This window comes from Candidatus Symbiopectobacterium sp. 'North America' (assembly GCF_015762685.1).
In the GTDB taxonomy this organism is placed as follows: Bacteria; Pseudomonadota; Gammaproteobacteria; order Enterobacterales; family Enterobacteriaceae; genus Symbiopectobacterium.
On record NZ_PEHF01000095.1, the window covers coordinates 62,065 to 87,617 of the forward strand.

The 25,553-nt window shown below is 54.4% G+C and carries 22 protein-coding genes and 4 pseudogenes; 13 read left to right on the forward strand and 13 right to left on the reverse strand.

What is annotated here, in order from left to right; all coding sequences use genetic code 11:
• Nucleotides 1–78: 78 nt before the first annotated feature.
• The 8 genes from hpf to CS369_RS20240 form a co-directional block, all read right to left on the reverse strand.
• On the reverse strand, nucleotides 79–366 hold the full coding sequence (hpf, locus tag CS369_RS20205; protein ID WP_195314275.1) for a ribosome hibernation promoting factor: 288 nt from the start codon (nucleotides 364–366) through the stop codon (nucleotides 79–81).
• 23 nt (nucleotides 367–389) lie between these two features.
• Nucleotides 390–1,823, reverse strand: coding sequence for an RNA polymerase factor sigma-54 (gene rpoN / locus CS369_RS20210; protein ID WP_196908457.1), 1,434 nt, complete (start codon nucleotides 1,821–1,823; stop codon nucleotides 390–392).
• A 51-nt stretch (nucleotides 1,824–1,874) separates the two neighbouring features.
• Complete coding sequence (gene lptB / locus CS369_RS20215) at nucleotides 1,875–2,600, reverse strand: LPS export ABC transporter ATP-binding protein (RefSeq protein WP_196908458.1); 726 nt, start codon at nucleotides 2,598–2,600, stop codon at nucleotides 1,875–1,877.
• A gap of 3 nt (nucleotides 2,601–2,603) precedes the next feature.
• Nucleotides 2,604–3,182, reverse strand: coding sequence for a lipopolysaccharide ABC transporter substrate-binding protein LptA (lptA, locus tag CS369_RS20220; protein ID WP_196908459.1), 579 nt, complete (start codon nucleotides 3,180–3,182; stop codon nucleotides 2,604–2,606).
• The gene (lptC, locus tag CS369_RS20225) at nucleotides 3,163–3,729 is read right to left on the reverse strand and encodes an LPS export ABC transporter periplasmic protein LptC (protein ID WP_196908460.1); all 567 of its coding nucleotides are present in this window, start codon (nucleotides 3,727–3,729) and stop codon (nucleotides 3,163–3,165) included. The genes lptA and lptC overlap by 20 nt, the downstream gene beginning before the upstream one ends.
• Before the next feature lie 96 nt (nucleotides 3,730–3,825).
• A complete protein-coding gene (kdsC, locus tag CS369_RS20230; RefSeq protein WP_196908461.1) occupies nucleotides 3,826–4,392 on the reverse strand; it encodes a 3-deoxy-manno-octulosonate-8-phosphatase KdsC in 567 nt (188 codons plus the stop codon).
• A gap of 66 nt (nucleotides 4,393–4,458) precedes the next feature.
• Nucleotides 4,459–5,445, reverse strand: coding sequence for an arabinose-5-phosphate isomerase KdsD (gene kdsD / locus CS369_RS20235; RefSeq protein WP_196908462.1), 987 nt, complete (start codon nucleotides 5,443–5,445; stop codon nucleotides 4,459–4,461).
• Nucleotides 5,446–5,496: 51 nt separating this feature from the next.
• Complete coding sequence (locus CS369_RS20240) at nucleotides 5,497–6,468, reverse strand: calcium/sodium antiporter (RefSeq protein WP_196908463.1); 972 nt, start codon at nucleotides 6,466–6,468, stop codon at nucleotides 5,497–5,499.
• Between the two features lie 303 nt (nucleotides 6,469–6,771).
• Between CS369_RS20240 and mlaF the strand changes: the two genes are divergently transcribed.
• From mlaF to murA, 7 genes are all read left to right on the forward strand, one after another.
• Nucleotides 6,772–7,584 (forward strand): phospholipid ABC transporter ATP-binding protein MlaF, encoded by an 813-nt coding sequence (gene mlaF, locus CS369_RS20245; protein WP_196908464.1) that lies wholly within the window; start codon nucleotides 6,772–6,774, stop codon nucleotides 7,582–7,584.
• Between the two features lie 7 nt (nucleotides 7,585–7,591).
• Complete coding sequence (gene mlaE, locus CS369_RS20250) at nucleotides 7,592–8,374, forward strand: lipid asymmetry maintenance ABC transporter permease subunit MlaE (RefSeq protein ID WP_196908465.1); 783 nt, start codon at nucleotides 7,592–7,594, stop codon at nucleotides 8,372–8,374.
• Nucleotides 8,375–8,378: 4 nt separating this feature from the next.
• The gene (gene mlaD / locus CS369_RS20255; protein WP_196908466.1) at nucleotides 8,379–8,945 is read left to right on the forward strand and encodes an outer membrane lipid asymmetry maintenance protein MlaD; all 567 of its coding nucleotides are present in this window, start codon (nucleotides 8,379–8,381) and stop codon (nucleotides 8,943–8,945) included.
• Nucleotides 8,946–8,961: 16 nt separating this feature from the next.
• Nucleotides 8,962–9,594: a phospholipid-binding protein MlaC gene (mlaC, locus tag CS369_RS20260; RefSeq protein WP_196908467.1), complete on the forward strand. Its 633-nt coding sequence runs from the start codon at nucleotides 8,962–8,964 to the stop codon at nucleotides 9,592–9,594.
• Nucleotides 9,587–9,880, forward strand: coding sequence for a lipid asymmetry maintenance protein MlaB (gene mlaB / locus CS369_RS20265; protein ID WP_196908468.1), 294 nt, complete (start codon nucleotides 9,587–9,589; stop codon nucleotides 9,878–9,880). The genes mlaC and mlaB overlap by 8 nt, the downstream gene beginning before the upstream one ends.
• Nucleotides 9,881–10,025: 145 nt before the next feature.
• Nucleotides 10,026–10,280: a BolA family iron metabolism protein IbaG gene (gene ibaG, locus CS369_RS20270; RefSeq protein ID WP_196908469.1), complete on the forward strand. Its 255-nt coding sequence runs from the start codon at nucleotides 10,026–10,028 to the stop codon at nucleotides 10,278–10,280.
• 51 nt (nucleotides 10,281–10,331) lie between these two features.
• On the forward strand, nucleotides 10,332–11,597 hold the full coding sequence (gene murA / locus CS369_RS20275) for a UDP-N-acetylglucosamine 1-carboxyvinyltransferase (protein WP_196908470.1): 1,266 nt from the start codon (nucleotides 10,332–10,334) through the stop codon (nucleotides 11,595–11,597).
• A gap of 46 nt (nucleotides 11,598–11,643) precedes the next feature.
• On the opposite strand, the gene degS is transcribed toward murA, so the two are convergent.
• The 3 genes from degS to zapG form a co-directional block, all read right to left on the reverse strand.
• On the reverse strand, nucleotides 11,644–12,738 hold the full coding sequence (gene degS, locus CS369_RS20280; RefSeq protein WP_196908471.1) for an outer membrane-stress sensor serine endopeptidase DegS: 1,095 nt from the start codon (nucleotides 12,736–12,738) through the stop codon (nucleotides 11,644–11,646).
• 102 nt (nucleotides 12,739–12,840) lie between these two features.
• Complete coding sequence (gene degQ, locus CS369_RS20285) at nucleotides 12,841–14,208, reverse strand: serine endoprotease DegQ (RefSeq protein ID WP_196908472.1); 1,368 nt, start codon at nucleotides 14,206–14,208, stop codon at nucleotides 12,841–12,843.
• A gap of 230 nt (nucleotides 14,209–14,438) precedes the next feature.
• On the reverse strand, nucleotides 14,439–14,843 hold the full coding sequence (gene zapG / locus CS369_RS20290; RefSeq protein WP_196908473.1) for a Z-ring associated protein ZapG: 405 nt from the start codon (nucleotides 14,841–14,843) through the stop codon (nucleotides 14,439–14,441).
• Nucleotides 14,844–15,076: 233 nt separating this feature from the next.
• On the opposite strand from zapG, the pseudogene zapE reads away from it, so the two are divergent.
• The 6 genes and pseudogenes from zapE (at nucleotide 15,077) to CS369_RS20320 (ending at nucleotide 19,336) form a co-directional block, all read left to right on the forward strand.
• Nucleotides 15,077–16,229: pseudogene (gene zapE, locus CS369_RS20295) on the forward strand (cell division protein ZapE).
• Nucleotides 16,230–16,485: 256 nt separating this feature from the next.
• Nucleotides 16,486–16,914, forward strand: a complete 429-nt coding sequence (gene rplM / locus CS369_RS20300; RefSeq protein WP_196908474.1) for a 50S ribosomal protein L13 — start codon at nucleotides 16,486–16,488, stop codon at nucleotides 16,912–16,914.
• Nucleotides 16,915–16,929: 15 nt separating this feature from the next.
• A complete protein-coding gene (gene rpsI, locus CS369_RS20305) occupies nucleotides 16,930–17,322 on the forward strand; it encodes a 30S ribosomal protein S9 (protein ID WP_195314295.1) in 393 nt (130 codons plus the stop codon).
• A gap of 353 nt (nucleotides 17,323–17,675) precedes the next feature.
• Complete coding sequence (gene sspA / locus CS369_RS20310) at nucleotides 17,676–18,317, forward strand: stringent starvation protein SspA (RefSeq protein WP_196908475.1); 642 nt, start codon at nucleotides 17,676–17,678, stop codon at nucleotides 18,315–18,317.
• Between the two features lie 6 nt (nucleotides 18,318–18,323).
• Nucleotides 18,324–18,815: pseudogene (gene sspB, locus CS369_RS20315) on the forward strand (ClpXP protease specificity-enhancing factor).
• Between the two features lie 95 nt (nucleotides 18,816–18,910).
• Nucleotides 18,911–19,336: a GFA family protein gene (locus CS369_RS20320; RefSeq protein ID WP_244665133.1), complete on the forward strand. Its 426-nt coding sequence runs from the start codon at nucleotides 18,911–18,913 to the stop codon at nucleotides 19,334–19,336.
• A 254-nt stretch (nucleotides 19,337–19,590) separates the two neighbouring features.
• Here CS369_RS20320 and CS369_RS20325 read toward each other — a convergent pair.
• Both CS369_RS20325 and gltB read right to left on the reverse strand, forming a co-directional pair.
• A pseudogene (locus CS369_RS20325) lies at nucleotides 19,591–20,991 on the reverse strand (glutamate synthase small subunit).
• 9 nt (nucleotides 20,992–21,000) lie between these two features.
• Nucleotides 21,001–25,440 (reverse strand): annotated as a pseudogene (gene gltB, locus CS369_RS20330) (glutamate synthase large subunit).
• Between the last annotated feature and the right edge of the window lie 113 nt (nucleotides 25,441–25,553).

Genomic DNA, 25,553 nt, shown 5'->3' on the forward strand with positions numbered 1-25,553 from the left:
TAACGGCCCGCTCATCTCTTCACGCCTCTGACATTGTGCCAGAGGCGTATTCCCTAAGCCCGGAGGCGGAGATGACGATCAGTGCTGTTTGAGTTTGTCCTTGTGTTTATTTAACTGACGCGCCAGTTTGTCGATCAACAGATCGATGGCGGCATACATGTCTTCAGATTCGGATGTGGCATGCAGCTCACCGCCATTAACGAACAGAGTAGCATCGGCAATTTGCTCCACTTTCTCCACCTTGAGCACCACGTTGATCTGGTTGATGCGATCAAAGTATTGCTCCAGCTTGGCAAATTTTGTGTTAACGAACTCGCGTAATGCGGGTGTGATCTCGATGTGGTGTCCGGTGATATTCAGCTGCATAGCGTCTTCCTTCTCTGTAGAAATCAAACCAACTGCTTACGCTGGTTTGACGGCGGGATGCATAAAGACTCTCGGTACTTTGCGACGGTACGCCGCGCGACAATGATCCCCTGATCGGAGAGCAGCGTTGTCAGCTTGCTGTCGCTCAAGGGCTTGCCGGGGTTTTCCGCCGCGATCAATTTTTTCACCAGCGCCCGAATAGCAGTGGATGATGCCTCACCGCCGCTGTTGGTATTTACATGGCTGGAGAAGAAATATTTTAGTTCGAAAATGCCACGTGGGCTGTGAAGAAATTTCTGTGTTGTGACGCGTGAGATGGTGGATTCATGCATATCCACAGCCTGAGCGATATCCGCCAGCACCATGGGTTTCATAAATTCTTCACCTTTCTCAAAGAAATCCTGCTGTTGTTCCACAATGCAGCGCGTGACTTTAAGCAGCGTATCGTTGCGGCTCTCCAGACTTTTTATCAGCCAGCGCGCCTCTTGCAGATGGCTGCGGATAAACTGGCTGTCACTGTCGTTACGCGCGCTGTGGCCGAGCGCGGCATACTGCTGGTTGACTTGCAGGCGCGGCACGCTGTCGGTGTTGAGTTCCACCACCCAGCGGTCTTGATGTTTGCGCACCAGCACGTCGGGGATCACATACTCCGACTCGCCGGTATTGATCGATTGGCCCGGACGCGGGTCGAGTGACTGAATCAGTGCCAGCGCCTCTTTCAGCGCATCCTCTTTAATGCGGCTGTCGCGGATCAGCGTGCGAAAATCATGGTTGGCCAGCAAATCGAGGTATTCATTGACGATAAGCTTGGCTTCTGCCAGCCACGGGGTTTCGGAGGCAAACTGAGACAGCTGGATTTGCAGGCAATCGCGCAAATCACGCGCTGCCACGCCGACCGGGTCAAAACGTTGCACACGTTTTAACACCGCCTCCACTTCCTCAATCGTCACGTCATCGTCGCCGATGCTCTCGAGAATGTCTTCCAGCGGAACGTTCAGGTAGCCAGTGGTGTCCACCGCATCGACAATCGACGTAGCAATAGCTGCATCGGTGTCGGAAAACGGCGTCAACTCCACCTGCCACATCAGATAATCCTGCAAGGTTTGCGTAGTTTCACCCTGATAGACAGGTAGCTCTTCGTCGCGGTAATCGGTGCCAGTGCCCGAGGGCGTGCCTGCGGAGTAGATTTCATCCCAAGTGGCGTCCAGCGGCAGCTCTTCCGGCATATCTTTTTGCTCAAGGGCGTCGCGCGTATCCAGTGATTCGCTGTCGCTCGTTTCCTGAGCATCGATTTCATCGTGGCTATCGGTTTGTTCAAGCAACGGGTTGCTTTCCAGCGCTTGTTGGATCTCTTGCTGGAGTTCAAGCGTAGACAACTTCAGCAGACGGATCGCCTGCTGAAGTTGTGGCGTCATGGCCAGTTGTTGACTTAGCCTGAGTTGCAAACCTTGCTTCATAACTCGTGTCACTTTCCCTTAAATGGAACGCCCATTGCAAACGTTACAGTATCAAAGTCGGAAGCCTTCGCCCAGATAGACGCGTTTCACCTGCTCATCCTCCAGGATTTCGCTGGGTGAACCGTGGGAAATAAGCTGCCCCTGACTGACGATATAGGCGCGTTCGCACACATCCAACGTTTCACGCACGTTGTGATCGGTAATCAGCACGCCCAGGCCGCTGTCGCGCAGGTGCTCAATGATTTTTTTTATGTCGAGCACCGAGATTGGATCGACACCGGCAAAGGGTTCATCCAGCAAAATAAATTTGGGATTGGCCGCCAGTGCACGAGCGATCTCTACGCGACGACGTTCGCCGCCGGACAAGGATTGTCCCAGACTATCGCGTAAATGAATAATATGGAATTCTTCCATTAACTCATTGGCGCGATCGTCCTGCTGCTCCGGCGTCAGGTCTTTGCGAATCTGCAAGACGGCCATCAGGTTGTCATAGACGCTCAAACGGCGAAATATCGAGGCTTCCTGCGGCAAATAGCCGATGCCGCGGCGCGCGCGTTCGTGCAAAGGCAGCAAGCTTATCTCTTCATCATCAATCACGATCCGCCCGGAATCGCGCTGGACAATGCCGACAACCATATAGAATGTCGTGGTTTTTCCCGCACCATTCGGCCCGAGCAACCCGACAATTTCACCGGAGTTGACCGTTAAACTTACGTTTTCGACCACGCGACGGCCCTTGTAGGCCTTCGCCAGGTTTTCTGCGATTAGTGTTGCCATAGGTTATTCAGTTGCCTGTGGTTGCTGCTTGGCTTTTTGAGACGACGGTGCGGCGGCCTTGCCGTTCTTTTCCTGTAGCTGCGAGGGCACCAGCACGGTGGTTACGCGCCCGCCTTTATCACCCACTGCCTCCATCTGTTGCTGTTTCACCAGATAGGTGATGCGATCGCCTTTCACGTTGCTATCCAGTTGTTCCAGATACGCGTTACCCGTCAGCGTGATCTTATCCTGCGCCAGTTCATAGCGCACTTTCTGTGCGCGGCCTTTCACCGGCTTGCCATTGTCTTGCATCTGGTAGAAGGTGACCGGATTACCAAAGGCTTCAATCACTTCCTGGCCCTGCGATCCCTGTGGGCGCGTGACCACGACTTTATCGGCCTTCACATCAATGGTGCCTTGTTTGACCGTAACATTGCCGGTAAAAGTGACGGTATTGCCCTGCATGTCCAATGACTGCTGCGCGGAATCAATGTGAATCGGCTGACTTGTGTCTCCTGTCACAGCAAGGTCAGGCAGGCTTGCTGCTAACAGGGCGCTGGCAATGGCCGCATGACGCCAGGCATTATTGGTGTTGAATTTCATAAGAGGTTTTTACCTTTTCAATCAATTCGGCAGTTTTGTTACGCAAATTACCGCGCATTTTCATCCCATTCGAGAGGAAACTGGCTCCGTACAGTGTCACCTCATCATCGGAGGCGATGTCCTGTGTCACCAGGTTAACTTGCGCATTATCGATTTTTATCTGCCGTAATTGTGAGTCATTGGTCAGACTGTTGACTTCCACATGCCCGTATAAGAACAACATTTTATCTTTGGTCAGCTTGGCGCGGTCAGCTTGTACCGACCAGGTGGCGATACCCTGTTCGTTAAACAGCGTAGCGACAGGCGCGGTAAACCAGGTGAGCTGTTCCGCGTTAAAATACTCCACTCTTTGTGCCACGAGTCGATAGTTCAGGCCACCCTGCGGGTTAAACACGCGCGTGGTGGTTTCATCGCTGGTGTAGGTCGGCACCGCATTGTCCTGGGTTTCCGTTTGTGGCGCGCTGTCCTGATCCGTCAGGTTCCAGTCAATCAGAATCAACACAATGAGCGCCAATAGCGCGGTTAGCCAACGCTTCGTCTTATTCATAATAAAAACGTACTCATGGTCATCGCAAACTCATGTCGTAACAAACTTGTACCCCGACAAGCGGGCGGCGATAGCCCCCTTGCCGTGACGATACCTTCATATTGATAGCCCTTTGGCGTCGTCCAACTTACCCTGTGCCAGAAGGATAAGGTCGCACAGTTCGCGTACCGCACCGCGCCCACCGGCAATTCTGGTCACGTAGTCCGCCTTGGGCAGCAGCAGAGGGTGTGCATCTGCCACGGCGACGCTAAGGCCTATCTGTGCCATCACCGGCCAGTCAATCAAATCGTCACCAATATAGGCAACCTGATCGGCGTTAAGCGACAGTGTATCTAACAGTTCACGGAAGGCCAAAACCTTATCTGACTGTCCCTGATAAAGATGGGTGATACCCAGCGTGCGGCAGCGGTCTTCCACCAGCGGCGCAGAGCGCCCGGTAATGATGGCGACTTCAATGCCGGACGTTAGCAGACAGCGAATACCATAACCATCGCGTACGTTAAACACCTTCAGTTCTTCCCCTTGATTGCCCATGTAGATAAGGCTGTCGGAGAGCACGCCGTCAACATCACAAATCAGCAATTTGATGGCTTGTGCCTTTTCCAATACCCGATCCGCGACGGGGCCGTAGCAGGTGGCGGTTTGCGCTTGGGGGTTATTCATAAACACATATCCTTGATGTCACCTTTCTTTCTTTAGGGAGCGCCAGAAAGACGATCCCGTTGACTGTTACACCACGCCAGCGCGCAGCATATCATGCATATGGACGATACCGACCAGTCGATCGGATTGTGCCACCAGCAGCGACGTAATATGGCGCGACTGCATCAGATTCAGGGCATCCACCGCCAACGTATTAGGGGTGACCCGAATGCCGCCTGCGGTCATCAGATCGGCGATACGCGCATCATTGAGGTTGATCTGCATATCGAAGATGCGGCGCAGGTCACCGTCGGTGAAGATGCCTTCGATCACCATGTCCGGAGTGCAAATCACGGTCATACCAAAACTCTTGCGGGTGATCTCCACCAGCGCATCACGTAATGAGGCTTCTCGGGTAACGTGGGGGATCTTGTCGCCGGTATGCATGATATCCGCAACGCGCAGCAAAAGTTTGCGGCCCAGTGCGCCGCCGGGGTGAGAAAGGGCAAAATCTTCGGCGGTGAAACCCCGCGCCTGTAACAAGGCAACGGCAAGCGCATCGCCCATCACCAGCGTGGCCGTGGTGCTGGAAGTGGGAGCGAGCCCCAACGGACAGGCTTCCTGTGGCACATGGACACAGAGATGAATATCGGCAGCTTTACCCATGGTGCTTTCCGGGGTGCTGGTGATGCAAATCAGAAATACGCCCAAACGTTTGAGCACCGGGATCAACGCCAGAATTTCATTGGACTCACCCGAGTTGGATATGGCGATCACGATATCTTGTGCGGTGATCATGCCGAGGTCACCGTGGCTGGCCTCGCTGGGATGGACAAAAAACGAGGGGGTGCCGGTGCTGGCGAAGGTCGCCGCCATCTTGCACCCGATGTGTCCGGATTTCCCCATTCCCATTACCACCACTTTGCCCTGGCAATGGAACATGGTGCGACAAGCGCGGGTGAAGTTGTCATCGATATACTGGTCCAGATGGGCCAACCCGTCGCGTTCGATGGCGAGCACGTGGCGGCCTGCCTGTTGGAAATCGAAATCGGGCTGTTGTTCAACGTTGGACATAACGGTTAATCCTGACTATTTGAGTTTTCCAAGAAAACGAGTCGTGCGCCGCTAATACAGCAAAAACAGCGTCGCAAGGTAAGCAATAAACATACACAGTAACAGCGCGCCAGCACTTTGTCCGATAGAGCGCTTTTTGCGCAGAAAGAGCAGCGTCAGTAGCAGGCTCGCTCCCAGCATCACGCCGTAATCGCGTTGAAATGCCAGTGGGTTTACCGCACCGGGTGACAGCAGCGCCGGAACACCAAGCACGATAACCAGATTGAAGACATTCGACCCAATCAGGTTACCCAGCGCGATATCATCCTCTTTTTTCAGCGTGCCGACGATGGCGGTAGCCAGTTCCGGCTGGCTGGTGCCAATCGCCAGCACCGTCAGCCCTATAGTCAATTCATTAAAGGCGAAATGACGTGCAATCACCGTTGCATTGTCAATCACGATACGCGCCGCCATCGGCAGAATAATCAATACCAGCAGCAACCAGAGGACGGCAACCGTCTGGTTACCGTCAGCCTGTGCCTGCGGCAATTCCGCCAATTGTTCGCGTGTCAGGCTGTCATTACCGTTCTGTTGCGCCTGACGCGCCATGCGCAGCATTAGCATGATCCAGGCACCTGCCGCCGCGAGTAGCATGACGCCATCAAGCCGACTGAGATAGCCATTGTAAAGCACACCGCCGCTGAACAGCGTGATCAACAGCATGGGGAGCAGTTCACGTCGCAGTAGATCGGAGCGAAAGGTCAAGGGGCGAATCAGGGCAGCACTGCCGAGGATTAGCATGATATTGGCGATATTCGAACCCAATACGTTACCGACCGCCATGTCCATTTGCTGGTTCAGACCCGCTGTCACCGACACCGCCAACTCAGGCAGTGAAGTGCCGATGCCAACAATCATCACGCCGATAATCAAAGGAGAAACGCCCCACACACGGGCAAGAACGGCTGCGCCATAAACCAAACGGTCAGCACCATAAACCAAGAGAAACAGGCCAATAACCAGCAGAACTATCGCAAAAAGCATGCAGCGTCCTTTATTCGGGTATAATCACCGGCTCATAAGGCAATGAAGAGGTGCACGGACGAATGTCGAGCAAAAATTGCGTTGCATCGTAGAGGGGTAATTTTGACTGTCTGGGCAGAAAAAGTAAAACCTATGGCAGCCAGAGCCCGCCCTTTTCGGTAAGAATTGTCGGTAATATTTTGTAAAACTCGGGCTTTGCCTGAAACCTGCCGTTAAGCTTGATAGGAAATGCAACGGTTGTTGCACGTCATGGACGTATAACAGCGACGATCGTCAAGGGGAGTGAGTGAAGGAAAAGATCGCGTGAACCAAGATGCTACTCATCTGGTTGAAATTCGTGGGCTCAATTTCTCGCGTGGCGAGCGGCCCATTTTCACCGATGTTTCATTAACCGTACCCAAAGGGAAAGTCACCGCTATCATGGGGCCCTCCGGTATCGGTAAAACCACATTGCTGCGCCTGATTGGCGGCCAGCTTCAGCCGGACAGCGGCGAGATCTGGTTTGACGGAGAGAATATTCCAACGCTCTCCCGTTCCCGATTGTATGACGCGCGTAAGAAGATGAGCATGTTGTTCCAGTCTGGCGCGTTGTTCACCGATCTTACGGTGTTTGAGAACGTGGCCTGGCCGCTGCGGGAACACACCCAACTGCCCGAAGCGCTGTTACGCAGCACGGTGTTGATGAAACTGGAAGCGGTCGGGTTATGCGGTGCGGCTAATCTGATGCCTTCAGAGCTCTCTGGAGGGATGGCTCGCCGTGCCGCACTGGCCCGAGCCATCGCGCTCGATCCGCAAATGATCATGTTCGACGAACCCTTTGTCGGTCAGGATCCGATCACCATGGGCGTGTTGGTTAAGCTTATCGATGAACTGAACCATGCGCTGGGTATCACCTGCGTTGTGGTCTCCCATGACGTGCCGGAAGTGCTGAGCATCGCGGATTATGCCTATATCGTGGCGGATCAGCATATCGTTGCGCACGGCTTGGTGGAGGCGCTGCGTGCGAATACCGATCCTCGGGTACGGCAATTTATTGACGGCATTGCCGATGGTCCCGTGCCATTTCGCTTTCCTGCTGGTGACTACAAAATCAGCCTGTTAGGCTCCGGGAGTTAATCAATTCATGCTACGAGAAGCATTGGCGTCGTTGGGACGTCAGGGAATCCGGTCTTGTGCTGCCTTTGGTAGTGCCGGGCTCATGTTGTTTAATGCGCTGGTGGGCCGTCCCGAACTGCGCAAGCAAGGCCCGCTGTTGCTCAAGCAACTGCACAGCGTTGGGGTTCAGTCACTGTTGATCATCCTGGTGTCTGGCCTCTTTATCGGTATGGTGTTGGGGCTGCAAGGGTATCTCGTGCTGACCACCTACAGCGCTGAGGCCAGTCTGGGCATGATGGTGGCGCTCTCTTTGCTGCGCGAACTGGGGCCGGTGGTCACCGCGCTGTTGTTTGCTGGCCGCGCTGGCTCGGCCCTGACGGCGGAAATCGGCCTGATGAAAGCCACCGAACAGCTCTCCAGTATGGAGATGATGGCGGTAGACCCGCTGCGGCGCGTGGTGGCCCCCCGTTTCTGGGCGGGACTTATCAGCATGCCGATGCTGACGATCATCTTCGTGGCGGTCGGCATCTGGGGCGGCGCGTTGGTTGGGGTGAGCTGGAAGGGCATCGATGATGGCTTCTTTTGGTCAGCGATGCAGGGCGCCGTCGAGTGGCGCAAGGATCTGCTGAACTGTGTGATCAAAAGTGTGGTATTTGCGATTACCGTGACCTGGATCGCGTTGTTCAATGGCTATGATGCGATCCCAACCTCTGAGGGGATCAGCCGGGCGACGACGCGCACGGTAGTGCATTCGTCATTGGCGGTATTGGGATTGGATTTTGTGCTGACAGCACTGATGTTTGGGAACTGAGTCGATGCAAACAAAGCGAAGTGAAATCTGGGTTGGCGTATTCCTGTTGATTGCCCTGGGCGCCATTATTTTTCTCTGTTTGAAAGTCGCCGATGTGAAGTCTATCGGCAGCGAACAGACCTACCGGTTGTACGCCACGTTTGACAATATCGGCGGCCTGAAAGTGCGTTCTCCGATAAAAGTCGGCGGCGTAGTGATTGGTCGCATTGCTGATATTTCGTTGGATACCAAAACCTATTTGCCGCGCGTTGCCATGGATATCCAACGCCGGTACGACCATATTCCTGACACCAGTTCTCTGGCGATCCGCACCTCCGGGCTGTTGGGTGAACAGTATCTGGCGCTGAATATCGGCTTCGAAGATGAAGAAATGGGCACCAAGATCCTCGCCGATGGCGGTGTGATTCAGGACACTAAATCTGCCATGGTGCTGGAAGACTTAATCGGACAATTCCTCTATAAGAGCGGGGGAGATATCGCCGACAATACGGGAAAAACGGAATCTGTGCCGCAAAACGAACCGGCATTGACGCCAGCGCCATCTGCTCCTGCGCCGGGCTCAGCACAATAATCAAGAGGACATCTGCATGTTAAAACGTTTACTGATGGTGGCACTGCTGGTCGTGGCACCTCTCGCCAGCGCGGCGGATCAAACCAACCCTTATCGTTTGATGAACGATGCGGCGGAGAAGACCTTTACGCGTCTGAAAACGGAACAACCACGCATCAAGCAGGATCCGAACTACTTGCGTCAAATCGTGCAAGAAGAGCTGCTGCCGTATGTGCAGATTCGCTATGCAGGGGCGCTGGTGCTGGGCCGCTACTACAAAGAAGCGACGCCGGCGCAGCGTGATGCCTATTTCAAGGCGTTCGAAGCCTATTTAGCGCAGGCCTACAGTCAGGCGCTGGCGCTGTATCATGGGCAGAACTACCAGATTGCGCCGGAACAACCGCTGGGCAGCGCTGATATCATTCCTATCCGTGTGACCATTATCGATAACGGTGGACGCCCACCGGTGCGTTTGGACTTTCAATGGCGTAAAAACAGCCAGACCGGTAACTGGCAGGCTTACGACATGATTGCTGAAGGGGTGAGCATGATCACCACCAAGCAAAACGAATGGGCAGCTATTTTGCGTCAACAGGGTGTTGATGGGTTAACCAAGCAGTTGGAAGCCTCTGCGCGTCAGCCGATTACGCTGGAGCAGAAGAATGGCTGAGGAACTGCGCTGGACGTCGCAAGGCTCGACGCTGGCGCTGTCCGGTGATTTGGATCGCGATTCCCTGCTGCCGTTTTGGCAGCAGCGCGAGACTTTATTGAAGAGCAAGCAGGCGCTGAATATCGCTGCGCTGGAGCGAGTGGATTCTGCCGGGTTGGCGCTGTTGGTGCATCTCTATCAACAGCAGATCCGTTCAACGCCATCCTTCGTGATTTCTGGTGCCGGTGAACGGGTAAAAACGTTGATTGCGCTGTATAACCTCAACGATATTATTCCTGTCGTTTGATTTTTTTCTTTACCTTTCCCGCGTATAATAGATGAAAACAGCCCTCTTAGCTTACGCCAAGAGGGATTTCTTTGTTTAAGAAAGCGGTGTATTCATCTAAGATACACGGCTGATAATCCTCCCCCTGAACACAGAATTGAGAGCGATGGAAAATAACGAGATCGAAGAGGTGCTGATGAAGGCACTCGCACTGCAAGAAGTCCACGTAACGGGCGATTGCAGCCACTTTCAGGTCGTTGCCGTGGGGGATATTTTTGCTGGTATGCGTCGTGTCAAACAGCAGCAGACCGTATACGCGCCCTTGATGGAGTACATTGCGGATAACCGCATTCATGCGCTTTCCATCAAGGCCTATACACCGGAAGAATGGCAGCGCGATCGCAAGCTGAACGGCTTTTAAGCGAGAGCAGTGCGCCCTGGAATACTTTTAGCAAGCTGAGAACCTTTAACTATGGACAAATTTCGTGTGCAGGGTCCTACCCGGCTCACTGGTGAAGTCACTATCTCCGGGGCGAAAAATGCCGCCCTGCCCATCCTGTTCGCGGCCCTGTTGGCGGAAGCGCCAGTAGAAATCCAAAATGTTCCCAAGCTGCGTGATATCGATACCACGATGAAGCTGCTTAGCCAGTTAGGTGCTCACGTGACGCGCAACGGTTCGGTGCATGTGGATGCCCGCGACGTTAACGTATTTTGCGCTCCTTACGATCTGGTGAAAACCATGCGCGCTTCTATCTGGGCGTTGGGGCCGCTGGTCGCGCGTTTCGGTCAGGGACAGGTTTCACTGCCTGGCGGCTGCGCGATTGGCGCACGTCCTGTCGATCTGCACATTACCGGATTGGAGCAGTTGGGTGCCAAGATCGTGCTGGAAGAAGGCTATGTCAAAGCCACGGTTGACGGGCGTTTACAGGGCGCGCATATCGTCATGGATAAAGTCAGCGTCGGTGCAACCGTCACCATCATGACGGCGGCGACGTTGGCTGAAGGCACCACCATTATCGAAAACGCCGCGCGTGAGCCGGAAATTGTTGATACGGCGGGCTTCCTGAACGCAATGGGTGCCAAAATCACTGGCGCCGGCAGTGACAAGATCGTTATCGAAGGCGTCGAGCGTCTGGGTGGCGGCGTTTACCGCGTGCTGCCGGACCGTATCGAAACCGGTACGTTTCTGGTGGCGGTTGCGGTCTCTCGTGGCAGCATTGTGTGCCGCAACACGCGTCCGGATACGCTGGATGCCGTGCTGGCAAAATTGCGTGATGCAGGCGCAGATATCGAAGTGGGTGAAGACTGGATCAGCCTGGATATGCATGGCAAACGCCCGAAAGCGGTTACCGTGCGTACCTCTCCGCATCCCGGCTTCCCGACCGATATGCAAGCGCAGTTCAGCCTGCTGAATCTGGTGGCAGAAGGCACCGGTGTTATCACCGAAACCATCTTCGAAAACCGCTTTATGCACGTACCGGAACTGATTCGTATGGGCGCGCAGGCAGAGATTGAGAGTAACACCGTGATCTGCCACGGCGTTGATACGCTTTCTGGCGCTCAGGTGATGGCGACCGATCTGCGTGCATCAGCCAGTCTGGTGCTGGCGGGGTGTATCGCGGAAGGTACAACCCTTGTTGATCGTATCTATCACATCGATCGCGGCTACGAACGCATTGAAGACAAACTGCGTGGGCTGGGTGCGAACATCGAACGTGTGAGCGGCAACGACGACTAATTCTTTTTCAGTATGAGCAGCGACGGTGCTGCTCATACTGGTAACGTTAGCTCTCAGGAAACTCCTGAATCGTCACCGACAGCGTCATCTCCTGGTCGCCACGGCGAATGGTTACTAGAACGGCGGTACCGGGGCGAATCTCAGTCACCTGATCCATGGTTTCGATCACTGAGACAGCAGGTTTGCCGTTCATGGTTAGCAACACGTCACCTTTTTTCATGCCGCCTTTATCCGCTGGTCCACTGGGTTCGACATTCATCACGATCACGCCTTGCAACCGTTTATTGCCGTCCAGCGTGCTATTGGGCGACAACCCTTCCGCCTGCGCGCCGTTAATGCCGATATAGCCGCGAATCACGCGGCCATCACGAATCAGTTTTCCCATCACCTTGGTTGCCAGCGCCACCGGAATGGCGAAGCCAATGCCCTCCGGCGTTTCTCCGCCGCTGCCTTTATCAAAGGTCAGTGTATTGATGCCGACCAGTTCACCCAGCGTGTTGACCAACGCACCGCCAGAGTTACCGTGGTTGATGGAGGCATCGGTTTGCAAGAAATTCTGACGCCCTCCAAAGCCGGAACCAGAACCGTCCATCAAACTCAATCCCACGCGGCCGGTGGCGCTGATAATGCCCTGGGTAACGGTTTGCCCCAGGTTGTAAGGGTTGCCGATAGCCAGCACCACATCACCGATGTGCGCCGTGCGTTTTTCGTTGATGGTGATAACCGGTAGGTTGGCGGCTTCCACTTTCACCACCGCCAGATCGGTCAGCTTGTCGGTGCCAATCACGCAGGCCTCATAGACTCGGCCATCCTGTAACGAGATAACCAGCTGCGCGATATTGTTTATCACGTGATTATTGGTCAGCACGTAGCCCTTTTCACTCATGATCACACCAGATCCGAGCAGACGAATATTCAGTTCTCCGTTGTTCTCGCTGCTTGATTCTCGGCTATAGACGTTAACCACCGCAGGCGCTGCGCGGCGAACGTCCTGATTGTAGCTAAGCGGCACATCCTCACTCTGGATACTGTGTGAGCGGAAAAACAGTGCGGTATTTGACCGTAGCAACGGCATGATCGCGAGCAGAATTCCCGCCACGATCGCGCCAATAATGGCGGAGCGAAAGAGTTTTGCGAGCATAAAACGTACAGGGAAGTGGATAGGTAAGCGGAGGATAACATGAGTTTACCGGACACGGCATGTACCGTGTCCGATTTTATAGTATTGATACAATATATTGTATTAGCGTAGCAGCAGGTAAATTGTTTCTTCGCCACGCACCACGTTCAGCGCTAGCACGCTGGGTTTGCTTTCCAGAATTTTGCGCAGTTGGGTGATGTTTTCTACCCGCTCACGGTTAACGCCGATAATGATATCGCCTTTCTGCAAGCCCACCTGTGCTGCCGGTGTGTCTTTGGTGACGTCTTCGATTTGTACCCCTTTGCTGCCATCCTTCGCCTGACCATTGGCAAGTGATGCGCCCTGCAAGGCCGGAGACAGGCTCTCGGCGCTGGTGGCGGCAGAGGTGTTATTATCGAGAACCACGGAGAGTTCCAGCGGTTTTCCTTCACGCAGCAGGCCAATTTTCACCGTTTTACCGGGTGCGGTGGTGCCAATTTTGGCACGCAGTTCAGCAAAGCTGTTGATAGGTTTGCTGTCCAGTGATGTCAGCACATCACCGGCCTTGATGCCCGCTTTGGCGGCCGCGGATTTTGGCAATACCTCGCTGACGAAGGCACCACGTTGCACTTCCACTTTGAAGGCTTTCGCCATGTCGGCGGTCATTTCGCTGCCTTTGATGCCTAACAGGCCGCGTTTCACTTCACCGAACTCGATAAGTTGCTGCGCCAGGTTTTGCGCCATGTTGCTGGGAATGGCAAACCCGATACCGATGTTACCGCCGCCCGGTGCCAGGATCGCGGTGTTGATCCCAATCAGCTCACCGTTGAGGTTAACCAGTGCACCGCCGGAGTTACCACGGTTAATAGAGGCATCGGTCTGGATAAAGTTTTCTAACCCTTCCAGATTCAGGCAGCTGCGACCCAGCGCGGAGATAATGCCCGAGGTGGCCGTTTGGCCCAGACCGAACGGGTTACCCACGGCGACGGCGAAATCCCCGACGCGCAGTTGGTCAGAATCCGCCATTTTAACTTCTTGCAGATTCTTGGCATCGTTCAGTTGCAGCAGGGCGATGTCGCTTTGCTCATCGCGACCCAGCAGTTTGGCGTCATATTTCCGACCGTCATTCAACTGCACGAGAATTTTATCAGCGTTGTTGATGACATGGTTATTGGTGAGTACATACCCCTTGGCCGCATCGATAATCACGCCTGAACCGAGGCCTTCAAACGGGCGGTTGTTCTGCTTGCCTGAGTGGGCATTCGGGCCAAAGAAAAATTTAAACTCTTCCGGTACACGTTGGCGCTGCGTTTGCGTGCCTTCCACATGAACGCTGACCACCGCAGGCAGTACCTTTTCCAACATCGGTGCCAGACTGGATAACTGTTGACCTTCCACCACGGCGGGCAGGGCGGCTTGTGCGGCAGGAAGCGATGACAATGCCAGGCTCATGCTTACTGCCAGTGCGCTGAATAATAATGATTTTTTCATTTGACGTTATCTCTCACAACCAGCTAACCATCGACAGAATGTCGATTATGAATAAAATGATGATATATAAACTTAAACGGCTGGTGAAGAGTCGACCAGCGAATAACGTGTAAAGTTCACTGCTCTTTCGTCAAGGGAATGTAACTATCGTCAAATTGTGTAGGGAAGGGATAGTGGGGATGTAGGCTGCGTGAAGGATCTTGTCCTTCACGCAGTAGGGCGCAAAATGCTTATTTGCGCAGCGGGCGCTCACCGCGAAGCAGTCCGGACGCGCCGTCTGAATAATCGCGCGGCGGCATGCCCACCGGTGCTTGATCGTTGTCTGCTTCCGCCTCGGTTAAGCGGTAGCGAAACGGGTTATCCTGCATCGGCAAATTTGGCAGCAGGTTGCTAGAGCTTTTTGCCATATGCTGGTACAACTGACGGTAATCTTTTGCCATGTTGTCCAACAATTCGGCACTGTGGGCAAAATGGCCCACCAACTCCTGACGGTAGGTCTCCAGTTCGGCTTTGCTCTTTTCCAACTCGCTTTGCAGCGCTTGTTGTTGCCGCAGTTTAGAGTTGCCAAAGCGCATGGCGACAGCACCGATGATGATGCCGACAACTAATCCTATTAGCGCATACTCCCAAGTCATAAAGACACCTCTTTCGACGTCGTTGTCCCGTAGGGTTTTTTCACTTCATAATAGCCACTATAACCGCTAACGCCGCCCGAGTGGAGTCCCGAAACGCGACGCTGTAAGGTAATTGGGATCTATTTCAGGTGATATCATGGAAAAATGCGACGATCGCGGAGCGAATTGCCGTTAACGGGCGATAAAATACGACTAACTTTTTTTCGGAAAATGACGGATGAAGGGAGAACCCGATGATACAACCGACAACGCTGCTGCTTGCTGGGCCACTGGCGCACTATCAGCAGGCAGTAGCGGCGGGCGAGTATCAGCCTGATGAGGTACAACTGCAAACGGTAACTGCGCTGCATGGTATTTATCAGGCCTTGCAAGCGCGTGAAGCATCGCAGACGACTCCAGCATCCGATGGCCGTTTTACCCGCTAGCGGCACTGGCTGGGGCTGGCGGATAAACCGCCGGTGGCCCCGGTGCAGGGGCTTTATATGTGGGGTGGGGTTGGGCGCGGCAAAACCTGGCTGATGGATCTGTTTTTCCAGAGTCTACCCACAGAGCGCAAGCTGCGGCTGCATTTCCATCGTTTTATGCTGCGCGTGCACCAAGAACTGAACCAGCTACAGGGGCAACCGAACCCGCTGGAACAGGTGGCCGATGGGTTCAAGGCGCAGGCTGATGTACTCTGTTTTGATGAGTTTTTCGTTACGGATATCACCGATGCCATACTGCTGGCGGAACTGTTACGTGCGTTGTTCTCCGGTGGCGTCACATTGGTGGCCACATCCAACATTCCTCCGGATAACCTCTATCGCAACGGTCTGCAACGCAGTCGTTTTTTGCCAGCTATCGACCTTATCAAGCAGTAGTGCGAGGTGCGCAATGTGGATGCCGGTATCGATTATCGCCTGCGCACGCTAACGCAGGCACATCTCTATCTGACGCCACTGTCGCCGGAAACCGATGCTGAGATGTGTCAGATGTTCTCGCGCTTGTCTGGCTGGGCATTCTCTGCGCCGGTGCCAGTGCTGGAGATCAACCATCGACCGATGCTGACGCTCAGTGCGGGCGATGGGGTACTGGCCATCGATTTTGCCACGCTGTGTCTCGATGCGCGCAGCCAGAATGACTATATTGCGCTATCGCGCCTTTACCATACGGTACTGCTGCACAATGTGACGGTGATGGGGAGCAAAGAGGAGAATGCGGCGCGCCGCTTTCTGGCGTTGGTGGATGAGTTTTATGAGCGGCGGGATCAAACTGGTGATCGCGGCACAAACCTCTATGTTCGCGCTGTATCAAGGCGAGAACCTGAAATTCGAATACCAGCGCTGCCTGTCGCGGTTGCAAGAGATGCAAAGTGAAGAATATTTGAGCCAACCGCACCTTGCCTGAGCGGACACCAGGGAATTTATCGCGCTTTGGTGGAAAAGAGGTCGATCTTTGCTATCGACTTCTCTATAATCTTGCGACCCCCCCCCCCCACGTTACAACAACGTTTTTTTCCCGAAACGTTAATCGCGACGGCATGGCTATTCGAAGGGGTAGGTTTGCTGGACTAGATGCCGTGTGAACCTCAACACTTTATTTCTGAATTTATTGAAGCGTTTGGGTGTTCACCAACGTGTAACTTAAATTGGGTAAGCTTTTAATGAAAACTTTTACAGCTAAACCAGAAACCGTCAAACGCGACTGGTATGTTGTTGACGCGACCGGTAAAACTCTGGGCCGCCTGGCTACTGAACTGGCTCGCCGTCTGCGCGGTAAGCATAAAGCGGAATACACCCCGCACGTCGATACCGGTGATTACATCATCGTTCTGAACGCTGACAAAGTTGCTGTAACCGGCAACAAGCGTAACGACAAGATTTACTATCACCACACCGGCCACATCGGTGGTATCAAGCAAGCGACCTTTGAAGAGATGATTGCCCGCCGTCCTGAGCGTGTGATTGAAATCGCGGTTAAAGGCATGCTGCCGAAGGGCCCGCTGGGTCGTGCTATGTACCGTAAACTGAAAGTTTACGCAGGTAACGAGCACAACCACGCGGCACAGCAACCACAAGTTCTGGACATTTAATCGGGATTATAGGCAATGGCTGAAAATCAATACTACGGCACTGGTCGCCGCAAAAGCTCCGCCGCTCGCGTGTTCATCAAACCGGGCAACGGCAATATCGTTATCAACCAGCGCAGCCTGGAACAGTACTTCGGTCGCGAAACTGCCCGCATGGTAGTTCGTCAACCGCTGGAACTGGTCGACATGGTTGGCAAACTGGATCTGTACATCACCGTTAAAGGTGGTGGTATTTCCGGTCAAGCGGGTGCCATTCGTCATGGTATCACCCGTGCGCTGATGGAGTACGATGAGTCTTTGCGTTCTGAACTGCGTAAAGCGGGCTTCGTTACCCGTGACGCACGTGAAGTTGAACGTAAGAAAGTCGGTCTGCGTAAAGCACGTCGCCGTCCTCAGTACTCCAAACGTTAATTTCTGACGTTTATCGCTGCAAATCAACGCAAAAAACCCGGTGCTTGCATCGGTTTTTTTGTCTTGCATTCGTCTCATCGGGTTAATTCTGCCCGCATTTCATCTCTTCAGATAAAAAAATAATCCTGCTTTTCTGAGGGTTAGTAATAAAATTGCGCTTCTTTCACCACAGAACGCACAAAATCTGGTAAACTATTTACCGATTTTGTGCCTGTATGCCAGTCGGCAATTTTCCCGAATGTTGATGCCGCCAGACGTTTTTCTTGTGGACAATCACGTACAGTGATTCCGGGCTATGCAGGATAGCGCCGTTTAGTTATTAGTCGTATTTCTCGATAAACTTGGAGGTTTTCATGGCTGTCGCTGCCAACAAACGTTCGGTGATGACGCTGTTTTCTGGTCAGTCCGACATTTTTAGCCATCAGGTTCGCATTGTCTTGGCGGAAAAGGGCGTGAGTGTCGAGATTGAGCTGGTGGATATGGATAACCTGCCACAGGATCTTATTGACCTCAATCCCTATGCCTCCGTGCCGACGTTGGTCGATCGTGAACTGACGCTGTATGAATCTCGTATCATCATGGAGTACCTGGATGAGCGTTTCCCTCATCCTCCGTTGATGCCGGTTTACCCGGTGGCGCGCGGTACCAGCCGCCTGATGATGCACCGCATTGAATCCGATTGGTATTCTCTATTGAAAAAAATCATGCAGGGGAATGCACAAGAAGCGGATGCGGCGCGTAAACAACTGCGTGAAGAGTTGCTGGCCGTTGCACCTGTGTTCAATGAAGCGCCTTATTTCATGAGCGAAGAGTTCAGCCTGGTCGATTGCTATCTGGCACCACTGCTGTGGCGTTTGCCGCTGCTGGGCATCGAATTGACGGGCGCAGGGGCGAAAGAGCTGAAAGGTTATATGACGCGCGTCTTCGAGCGTGATGCTTTCCTGGCATCCTTGACCGAAGCCGAGCGCGAAATCCGTTTGCACACCCGAGGTTAAACCTGTATGGCGTTGTCTCAACTGTCTCCGCGCCGTCCGTATCTGTTGCGGGCTTTTTATAATTGGCTGCTGGATAATCAATTAACTCCGCATCTGGTGGTTGATGTATCGCTGCCGGGCGTAATGGTGCCAATGGAATTCGCCCGTGATGGGCAGATAGTACTGAATATCGCACAGCGTGCGGTAGGTGGTCTGGAGCTGGCTGATGACAGCGTGCGTTTTAACGCCCGCTTTGGTGGTGTACCGCGTCAGGTTTATGTCCCGATGGCCGCCGTGCTGGCTATTTACGCCCGTGAAAACGGCGCTGGCACCATGTTTGAGCCTGAGACCGCCTATGAGCTGGATAACCTTACGGATGCGCAGGGTGAGGCATTGACGCCGGGTGTGGTGATGTCGGTTGTGGATAACGAGCAACAAGACAACGTGACGTAGACTAACCCGCCTAATGATCCACCGGCGCCGCGCGGTGGGCGACCATCGTTACGCGTGGTGAAATAACCACATTCACAGAAAAGGGGCAACTGTCGGTATGCCCTTTTTTTATGGCAACAGCGTTGATAAAAATCGATTACCGTTTGCGGCAGGAGGGCGTGATGAAAATGACCAAAGGCCAGTGCTTATGCGGCGTAGTCACCGTCGAAGTACCGGAAGCGTGTGTGCATGACGTCAGCGTGTGCCATTACAACATGTGTCGCCAGTGGGGCGGCGGACCACTGTTGGCGGTTGAGTGCAAACACGATGTGACATTGCGCGGTGAAGAGAACGTCACCCATTACCGCTCGTCAGAATGGGCCGAGCGTACGTTCTGCCGAATCTGCGGCACCCATCTCTATTATCTGCATTATATGCTGCTGGAAACGCAAACCTATGAATTGTCTGCGGGGATATTCCCAGACGATCGTAAACGGTTGGTGAGTCAGATTTATATTGAAAGCAAACCGGATTTTTATGATTTTGCCCAGCAAACGCCGATGCTGATAGAGCAGGACATCCTCGATCAGTTCAATAGCAATAGCTAAATCATCCACATAGTGCACACAAGAAAAAGGCGGCTTGCGTCGCCTCGGACTGATGACAGCCACTTTCCTCCTCGTCATCCTAGGTGAAAGCCGGGGATCTCTGTGAGAGGAAACTCGTTTTACCTGCACGAGATTCCCGCCTTCGCGGGAATGACGGAGGTGGCGGGAATGACATAGGCCGGAAGACGTTACTTTCGGTAATTTTATCATCAGGTTAAGGCGGCTTTCGCCGCCTTGATGGATAGCGTTGCCGATTACACTTCCAGATAGTTCATTATGCCATCCGCGGCCTTCGGCAATGGCGGTCACCACCAGATCGGAACCGCGTACCGCATCGCCACCGGCGAAGATTTTCGGGTTGCTGGTCTGGAACGCGCTCTCGCTCTGCTCAGGGGCCACGATGCGTCCTTGGCTGTCCAGATCCACGCCGTGTTTCGGCAACCAGGCGGACGGAAACCAAACGCTATGATCACGGCGTCTGCTTCCAGCACATGCTCGGAGCCTTCGACGATTTCAGGACGACGGCGGCCATTGGCATCCGGCGCACCCAGTTCAGTACGCGCCATTCTTACGCCGCAGGCTTTACCGGCACCGTTGATTTCGATGCTGAGCGGTTGCAGGTTGAACAGGAATTCCACGCCCTCTTCGCGCGCGTTTTTCACCTCGCGCTTGGAGCCGGGCATGTTGACTTCATCACGGCGGTAGGCACAAGTTACATGCGTTGCACCGTGGCGCACCGAGGTACGCACGCAGTCCATCGCGGTATCGCCGCCACCCAGCACCACTACGCGCTTGCCGCTCATGTCGGTATAAGGTTCATCCGGCGTAGTTTCAAAGCCCATCAGTTGCTTGGTGTTGGCAATCAGGAACGGCAGAGCGTCGTAAACGCCCGGCGCGTCCTCGTTTTCCAATCCGCCACGCATTGACTGGTAGGTGCCAACACCCAGGAATACCGCGTCGTAATCGGCGAGCAGGGTCTCCAGCGCAATGTCTTTACCAATCTCTGTGTTGAGTTGGAACTCAATGCCCATCTCACTGAAGATTTCACTGCGTTTGATCATCACCTTTTTCTCCAGCTTGAAGGCCGGGATCCCGAAGGTCAGCAAACCGCCAATTTCAGGATGACGATCGAACACTACCGCCTGCACACCGTTACGTGCCAGCACGTCGGCACACGCTAACCCTGCCGGGCCCGCTCCCACAATGGCCACCCGCTTGCCGGTGGGTTTCACGTGAGACAGATTCGGCTTCCAGCCCATTTCGATCGCTTTGTCATTGATATAGCGTTCGATATTGCCAATGGTGACCGCGCCAAACTCCGCATTGAGCGTACAGGAGCCTTCACACAGCCTGTCTTGCGGGCAAACACGTCCGCACACTTCCGGCAGGCTGTTGGTCTGGTGTGACAGCTCAGCCGCTTCGATAATGCGCCCTTCGTTTGCCAGTTTCAGCCAGTTGGGAATGTAGTTGTGTACCGGGCACTTCCATTCGCAATAGGGGTTACCGCAGGCGAGGCAGCGGTCTGCCTGCGCCTTGGACTGGCTTTCGGAAAAGGGTTCGTAGATTTCCACGAACTCGATTTTGCGAATCTTTAACGGCTTCTTCGGCGGATCAACACGCTGTAAGTCGATAAATGGATAAACGTTCTGACTCATAATGCCCTCTTACTGCGCCTGAACCCGCAATTCGGCTGCGGAACGACTACGATGCCCTAATAATGCCTTCACATCACTCGACTTGGGTTTCACCAGCGCGAAACACGACGCCCAGACCGGCCAGTTGGCGAGGAGCTCTTCGCCGCGCTGCGAACCGGTATGCTGCACGTGCTCGGTGATCAGACCGTGCAAGTGCTCTTCGTGAATCGCCAGGTCATCGACCGGCAGCACTTCCACCAACTCAGGGTTGACGAGTTTACGGAACTCGCCGTCTTCATCCAGTACGTAGGCAAAACCGCCGGTCATGCCTGCGCCAAAGTTGACGCCGGTGCGGCCCAATACGCAGACGATACCGCCCGTCATGTATTCACAGCCGTTGTCGCCGATGCCTTCCACCACTGTGATGGCACCAGAGTTACGCACGCCGAAACGTTCGCCTGCACGGCCTGCGGCAAACAGTTTGCCGCCGGTAGCACCGTACAGACAGGTGTTGCCGATAATGCTCGCTTCATGACTGCGGAACGCGGAGCCAACCGGTGGAAGCACGGAGATGCAGCCGCCAGCCATGCCTTTGCCCAAATAGTCGTTGGCGTCGCCGGTCAACGTCAGTTCAACGCCGCCTGCGTTCCATACGCCGAAGCTTTGTCCGGCTGTGCCAGAGAAGTTGGCTTTGATCGGGTCGCTTGCCAGCCCTTGATCGCCGTGCTGAGCGGCAATAGCGCCGGACAGCGTTGCACCGACGGAACGGTCAGTGTTGCGGATATCAAAGTAGAGCGCTTTGCTCTGTTTCGCTGCGATGTGCGGTTGTGCCTGAGACAGCAGTGCTTTGTTCAACAGCCCATCATCAAACGGCGGGTTGTTCTCGGTGCAGTACAGCGCTTTTCCCGGTTGCGGCTGCGCGGTTTGCAGCAGCGCAGAGAGATCCAGCTTGTTCTGTTTGGCAGTGAAGCCATCCAGTTCCACCAGTAGATCGGTACGGCCAATCAAATCAACTAGTTGACTAACACCCAGCTCCGCCATCAGCAGTCGGGTTTCCTGCGCAATAAAGTTGAAGTAGTTGATCACACTCTCAGGCAGGCCGCGGTAGTGATTCGCGGCGCAGCTTGTCATCCTGCGTGGCGACGCCGGTAGCACAGTTGTTCAGGTGGCAAATACGCAGGTATTTACAGCCGAGTGCTACCATCGGGCCGGTGCCGAAGCCGAAGCTTTCTGCGCCCAGAATCGCCGCTTTGATGATATCAACGCCGGTTTTCAGACCGCCGTCCACTTGCAGACGGATTTTGTGGCGTAACCCGTTAGCCACCAGCCCCAGTTCCCACGGGCAGCCAGCATATTTCACTGAGCTGAGCGGGCTGGCACCGGTGCCGCCGTCATAACCGGCGATGGTGATCAGATCGGCATAGGCTTTAGCTACACCGGTCGCAATGGTGCCCACGCCCGGTTCAGAAACCAGCTTGACCGAAATCATCGCTTTCGGATTGACCTGCTTCAGGTCGAAAATCAACTGAGCCAAGTCTTCGATGAAATAAATATCGTGGTGCGGTGGCGGTGAAATCAGCGTTACGCCCGGCACGGAATAACGCAGTCTGGCGATGTACGGCGTCACTTTATCGCCCGGTAACTGACCGCCTTCTCCCGGTTTGGCCCCCTGTGCCACTTTAATCTGAATTACGTCAGCGTTGACCAGATAAACAGGGGTTACACCGAAGCGACCAGAGGCCACCTGCTTAATACGTGACACTTTATTGGTGCCGTAACGTGCCGGATCTTCACCACCCTCACCGGAGTTGGAGTTACCACCAATGGTGTTCATGGCTTCCGCCAGAGACTCATGGGCTTCGGGGCTCAGCGCACCGATAGACATGGCGGCGGTGTCAAAGCGCTTAAACAGCTCGCTGGCCTGTTCTACGTCGTCAACCGGAATGGCTACGCCTTCCTGCGGTTTGATGGCCAGCAGGTCACGCAGCGTCGCCACCGGGCGTTCGTTGACGTGTTTGGCATATTCCAGGTAGTCGCTGTACTCGCCGCTTTTCACAGCTTGTTGCAGGCTGTTAACCACATCGGGGTTATAGGCGTGGTATTCGCCGTCGTAAACGAATTTCAGCAGGCCACCCTGTTCCAGCGTTTTGCGCTTTAACCAGGCGCGTTTTGCCAGATTTTACAGGTCTTGTTCGAAATCACCGAAGTTGGCACCACCAATACGGCTCACCACTCCGTGGAAGCAGAGCGCAGACAGCTCTTTGTGCAGGCCCACCGCTTCAAACAGCCTAGAGCAACGGTACGGGGCGATAGTGGATATGCCCATTTTGGACATGATCTTGTACAGCCCCTTGTTGATGCCGTTGCGGTAGTTGAGCATTACCGTGCGGTAAGGCTTCTCGATGGTGTGGTTATCCACCAATCGCGCCAATGACTCATACGCCAGATATGGATAGATAGCCGTAGCGCCGAAGCCCAGCAGCACGGCGAAGTGATGCGGATCGCGGGCGCTGGCAGTTTCAACAATCAGGTTGGCATCGCAGCGCAGGCTCTTTTCCACCAGACGGTGCTGAATGGCACCCACCGCCATTGGCGCCGGAACCGGTAAACGGTGCTCGCTGATGGCACGGTCGGAAAGCACCAGCAACACAGCACCTTCACGCACTTTGCACTCTGCTTCTTCACACAGCGCCTCAACCGTTTGCCGCAATGACTTCTCGCGCGGATCAAAGGTCAGATCCAACGTTTCAGCGCGGTAGTGTTGCTGGTCTTGGGTGAGCAACTGAGTAAAGTCGGAGTACAACAGGATTGGCGATTTGAAACTCAAACGGTGCGCCTGACCTTCGGCTTCACAGAATACGTTCATTTCGCGGCCAATACAGGTCGCCAGCGACATCACGTGCGCTTCACGCAGCGGGTCGATAGGCGGGTTGGTCACCTGTGCAAACTGCTGACGGAAGTAGTCGTAAATGATGCGCGGACGGCTGGATAGCACGGCAAACGGGGTGTCATCACCCATTGAGCCGGTCGCTTCCTGGCCTTTCTCACCCAGTACGCGCACAATCTGGTCCAGCTCTTCGCTGCTGTAGCCGAACTGCTTCTGGTAGGTTTCCGGCAGGCTGTCATCCAGCTCACTGCTGCCAACCTGATCATCCGGCAGTTCTTCAAACGGCACCAGACGCTTGACGTCTTTGTACGGGTGGCGGCCTTTGAGGTCGTTGTCGGTTTCGTTGGAGTGCAGAATGAGGCCTTCGAGGGTATCGATAACCATCAGTTCGCCGGGGCCAACGCGACCTTTTTCCACCACTTCGTCCGGCTGATAATCCCAAATCCCCACTTCAGAGGCGCAGGTGATCAGTTTGTCTTTGGTGATGACGTAGCTCGCCGGGCGCAGGCCGTTACGGTCCAGGTTACAGGCCGCATAGCGACCATCGGACATTACGATGCCGGCCGGGCCGTCCCACGGCTCCATGTGCATGGAGTTAAAGTCAAAGAACGAACGCAGTTCCGGATCCATGTCCGAGTTGTTCTGCCAGGCAGGCGGCACCAGTAAACGCATGGCGCGCACGATATCCATCCCGCCGCTCAGGAACAGCTCCAGCATGTTATCAAGCGAGCTGGAGTCAGAGCCGGTTTCGTTAACGAACGGTGCGGTATCTTGCAGATCGGGGATCAGCGGCTTTTTAAATTTGTAGGCACGTGCCCGCGCCCATTGACGGTTACCGGCAATGGTGTTGATTTCACCGTTGTGCGCCAGATAGCAGAACGGCTGGGCCAACGGCCAGCGTGGCACGGTGTTGGTGGAGAAGCGTTGGTGGAACAGGCAGATGACCGATTCCAGACGCAAATCCGCCAGGTCCAGGTAAAAGCGCGGCAAATCCGCCGGCATACACAGACCTTTATAGATGTTGATCAGGTTGGAGAAGCTACAAACGTAGAACTCTTTATCCTGAATGCGCTTTTCAATACGGCGGCGCGCCATAAACAGGCGACGCTCCATATCGCGCGGCGACCATCCCGCAGGAGCATTGACAAAAATCTGTTCGATGCGTGGCAGTGAGGAGAGGGCAATTTCACCAAGCACGTCCGGGTTGGTGGGCACTTCACGCCATCCCAGTACGGACAAGGTTTCATTTTGCAGCTCTTCTTTCACAATGCGACGTGCCGCGCGGGCCAGATCCTGGTCCTGATTGAGGAACATCATGCCCACGGCATAATTCTTCGCTAACCGCTAACCGCTAACCGCCAACCGTGCTCTTCGGCTACCAGTCGGTAGAACCGATCGGGTTTTTGTAATAACAAGCCGCAGCCGTCGCCGGTCTTGCTGTCAGCAAGGATCGCGCCACGGTGCTGCATACGTGCCAGTGCGTGAATTGCAGTAAGCACGACCTTGTGGCTCGTTTCACCTTCTATATGGGCGATCAATCCGAAACCACAGTTGTCTCTCTCTTGGGATGCATCGTACAACATATCTCAGTGAACCTCCCCAGGCTCTGTGTGACTCTCACAACCTACTTCGTTCGGCACCGTGGCGTTGAACGGTGGCGTATGACGGGGTCGCGCATCCTGCCGTTCTCTTCTTC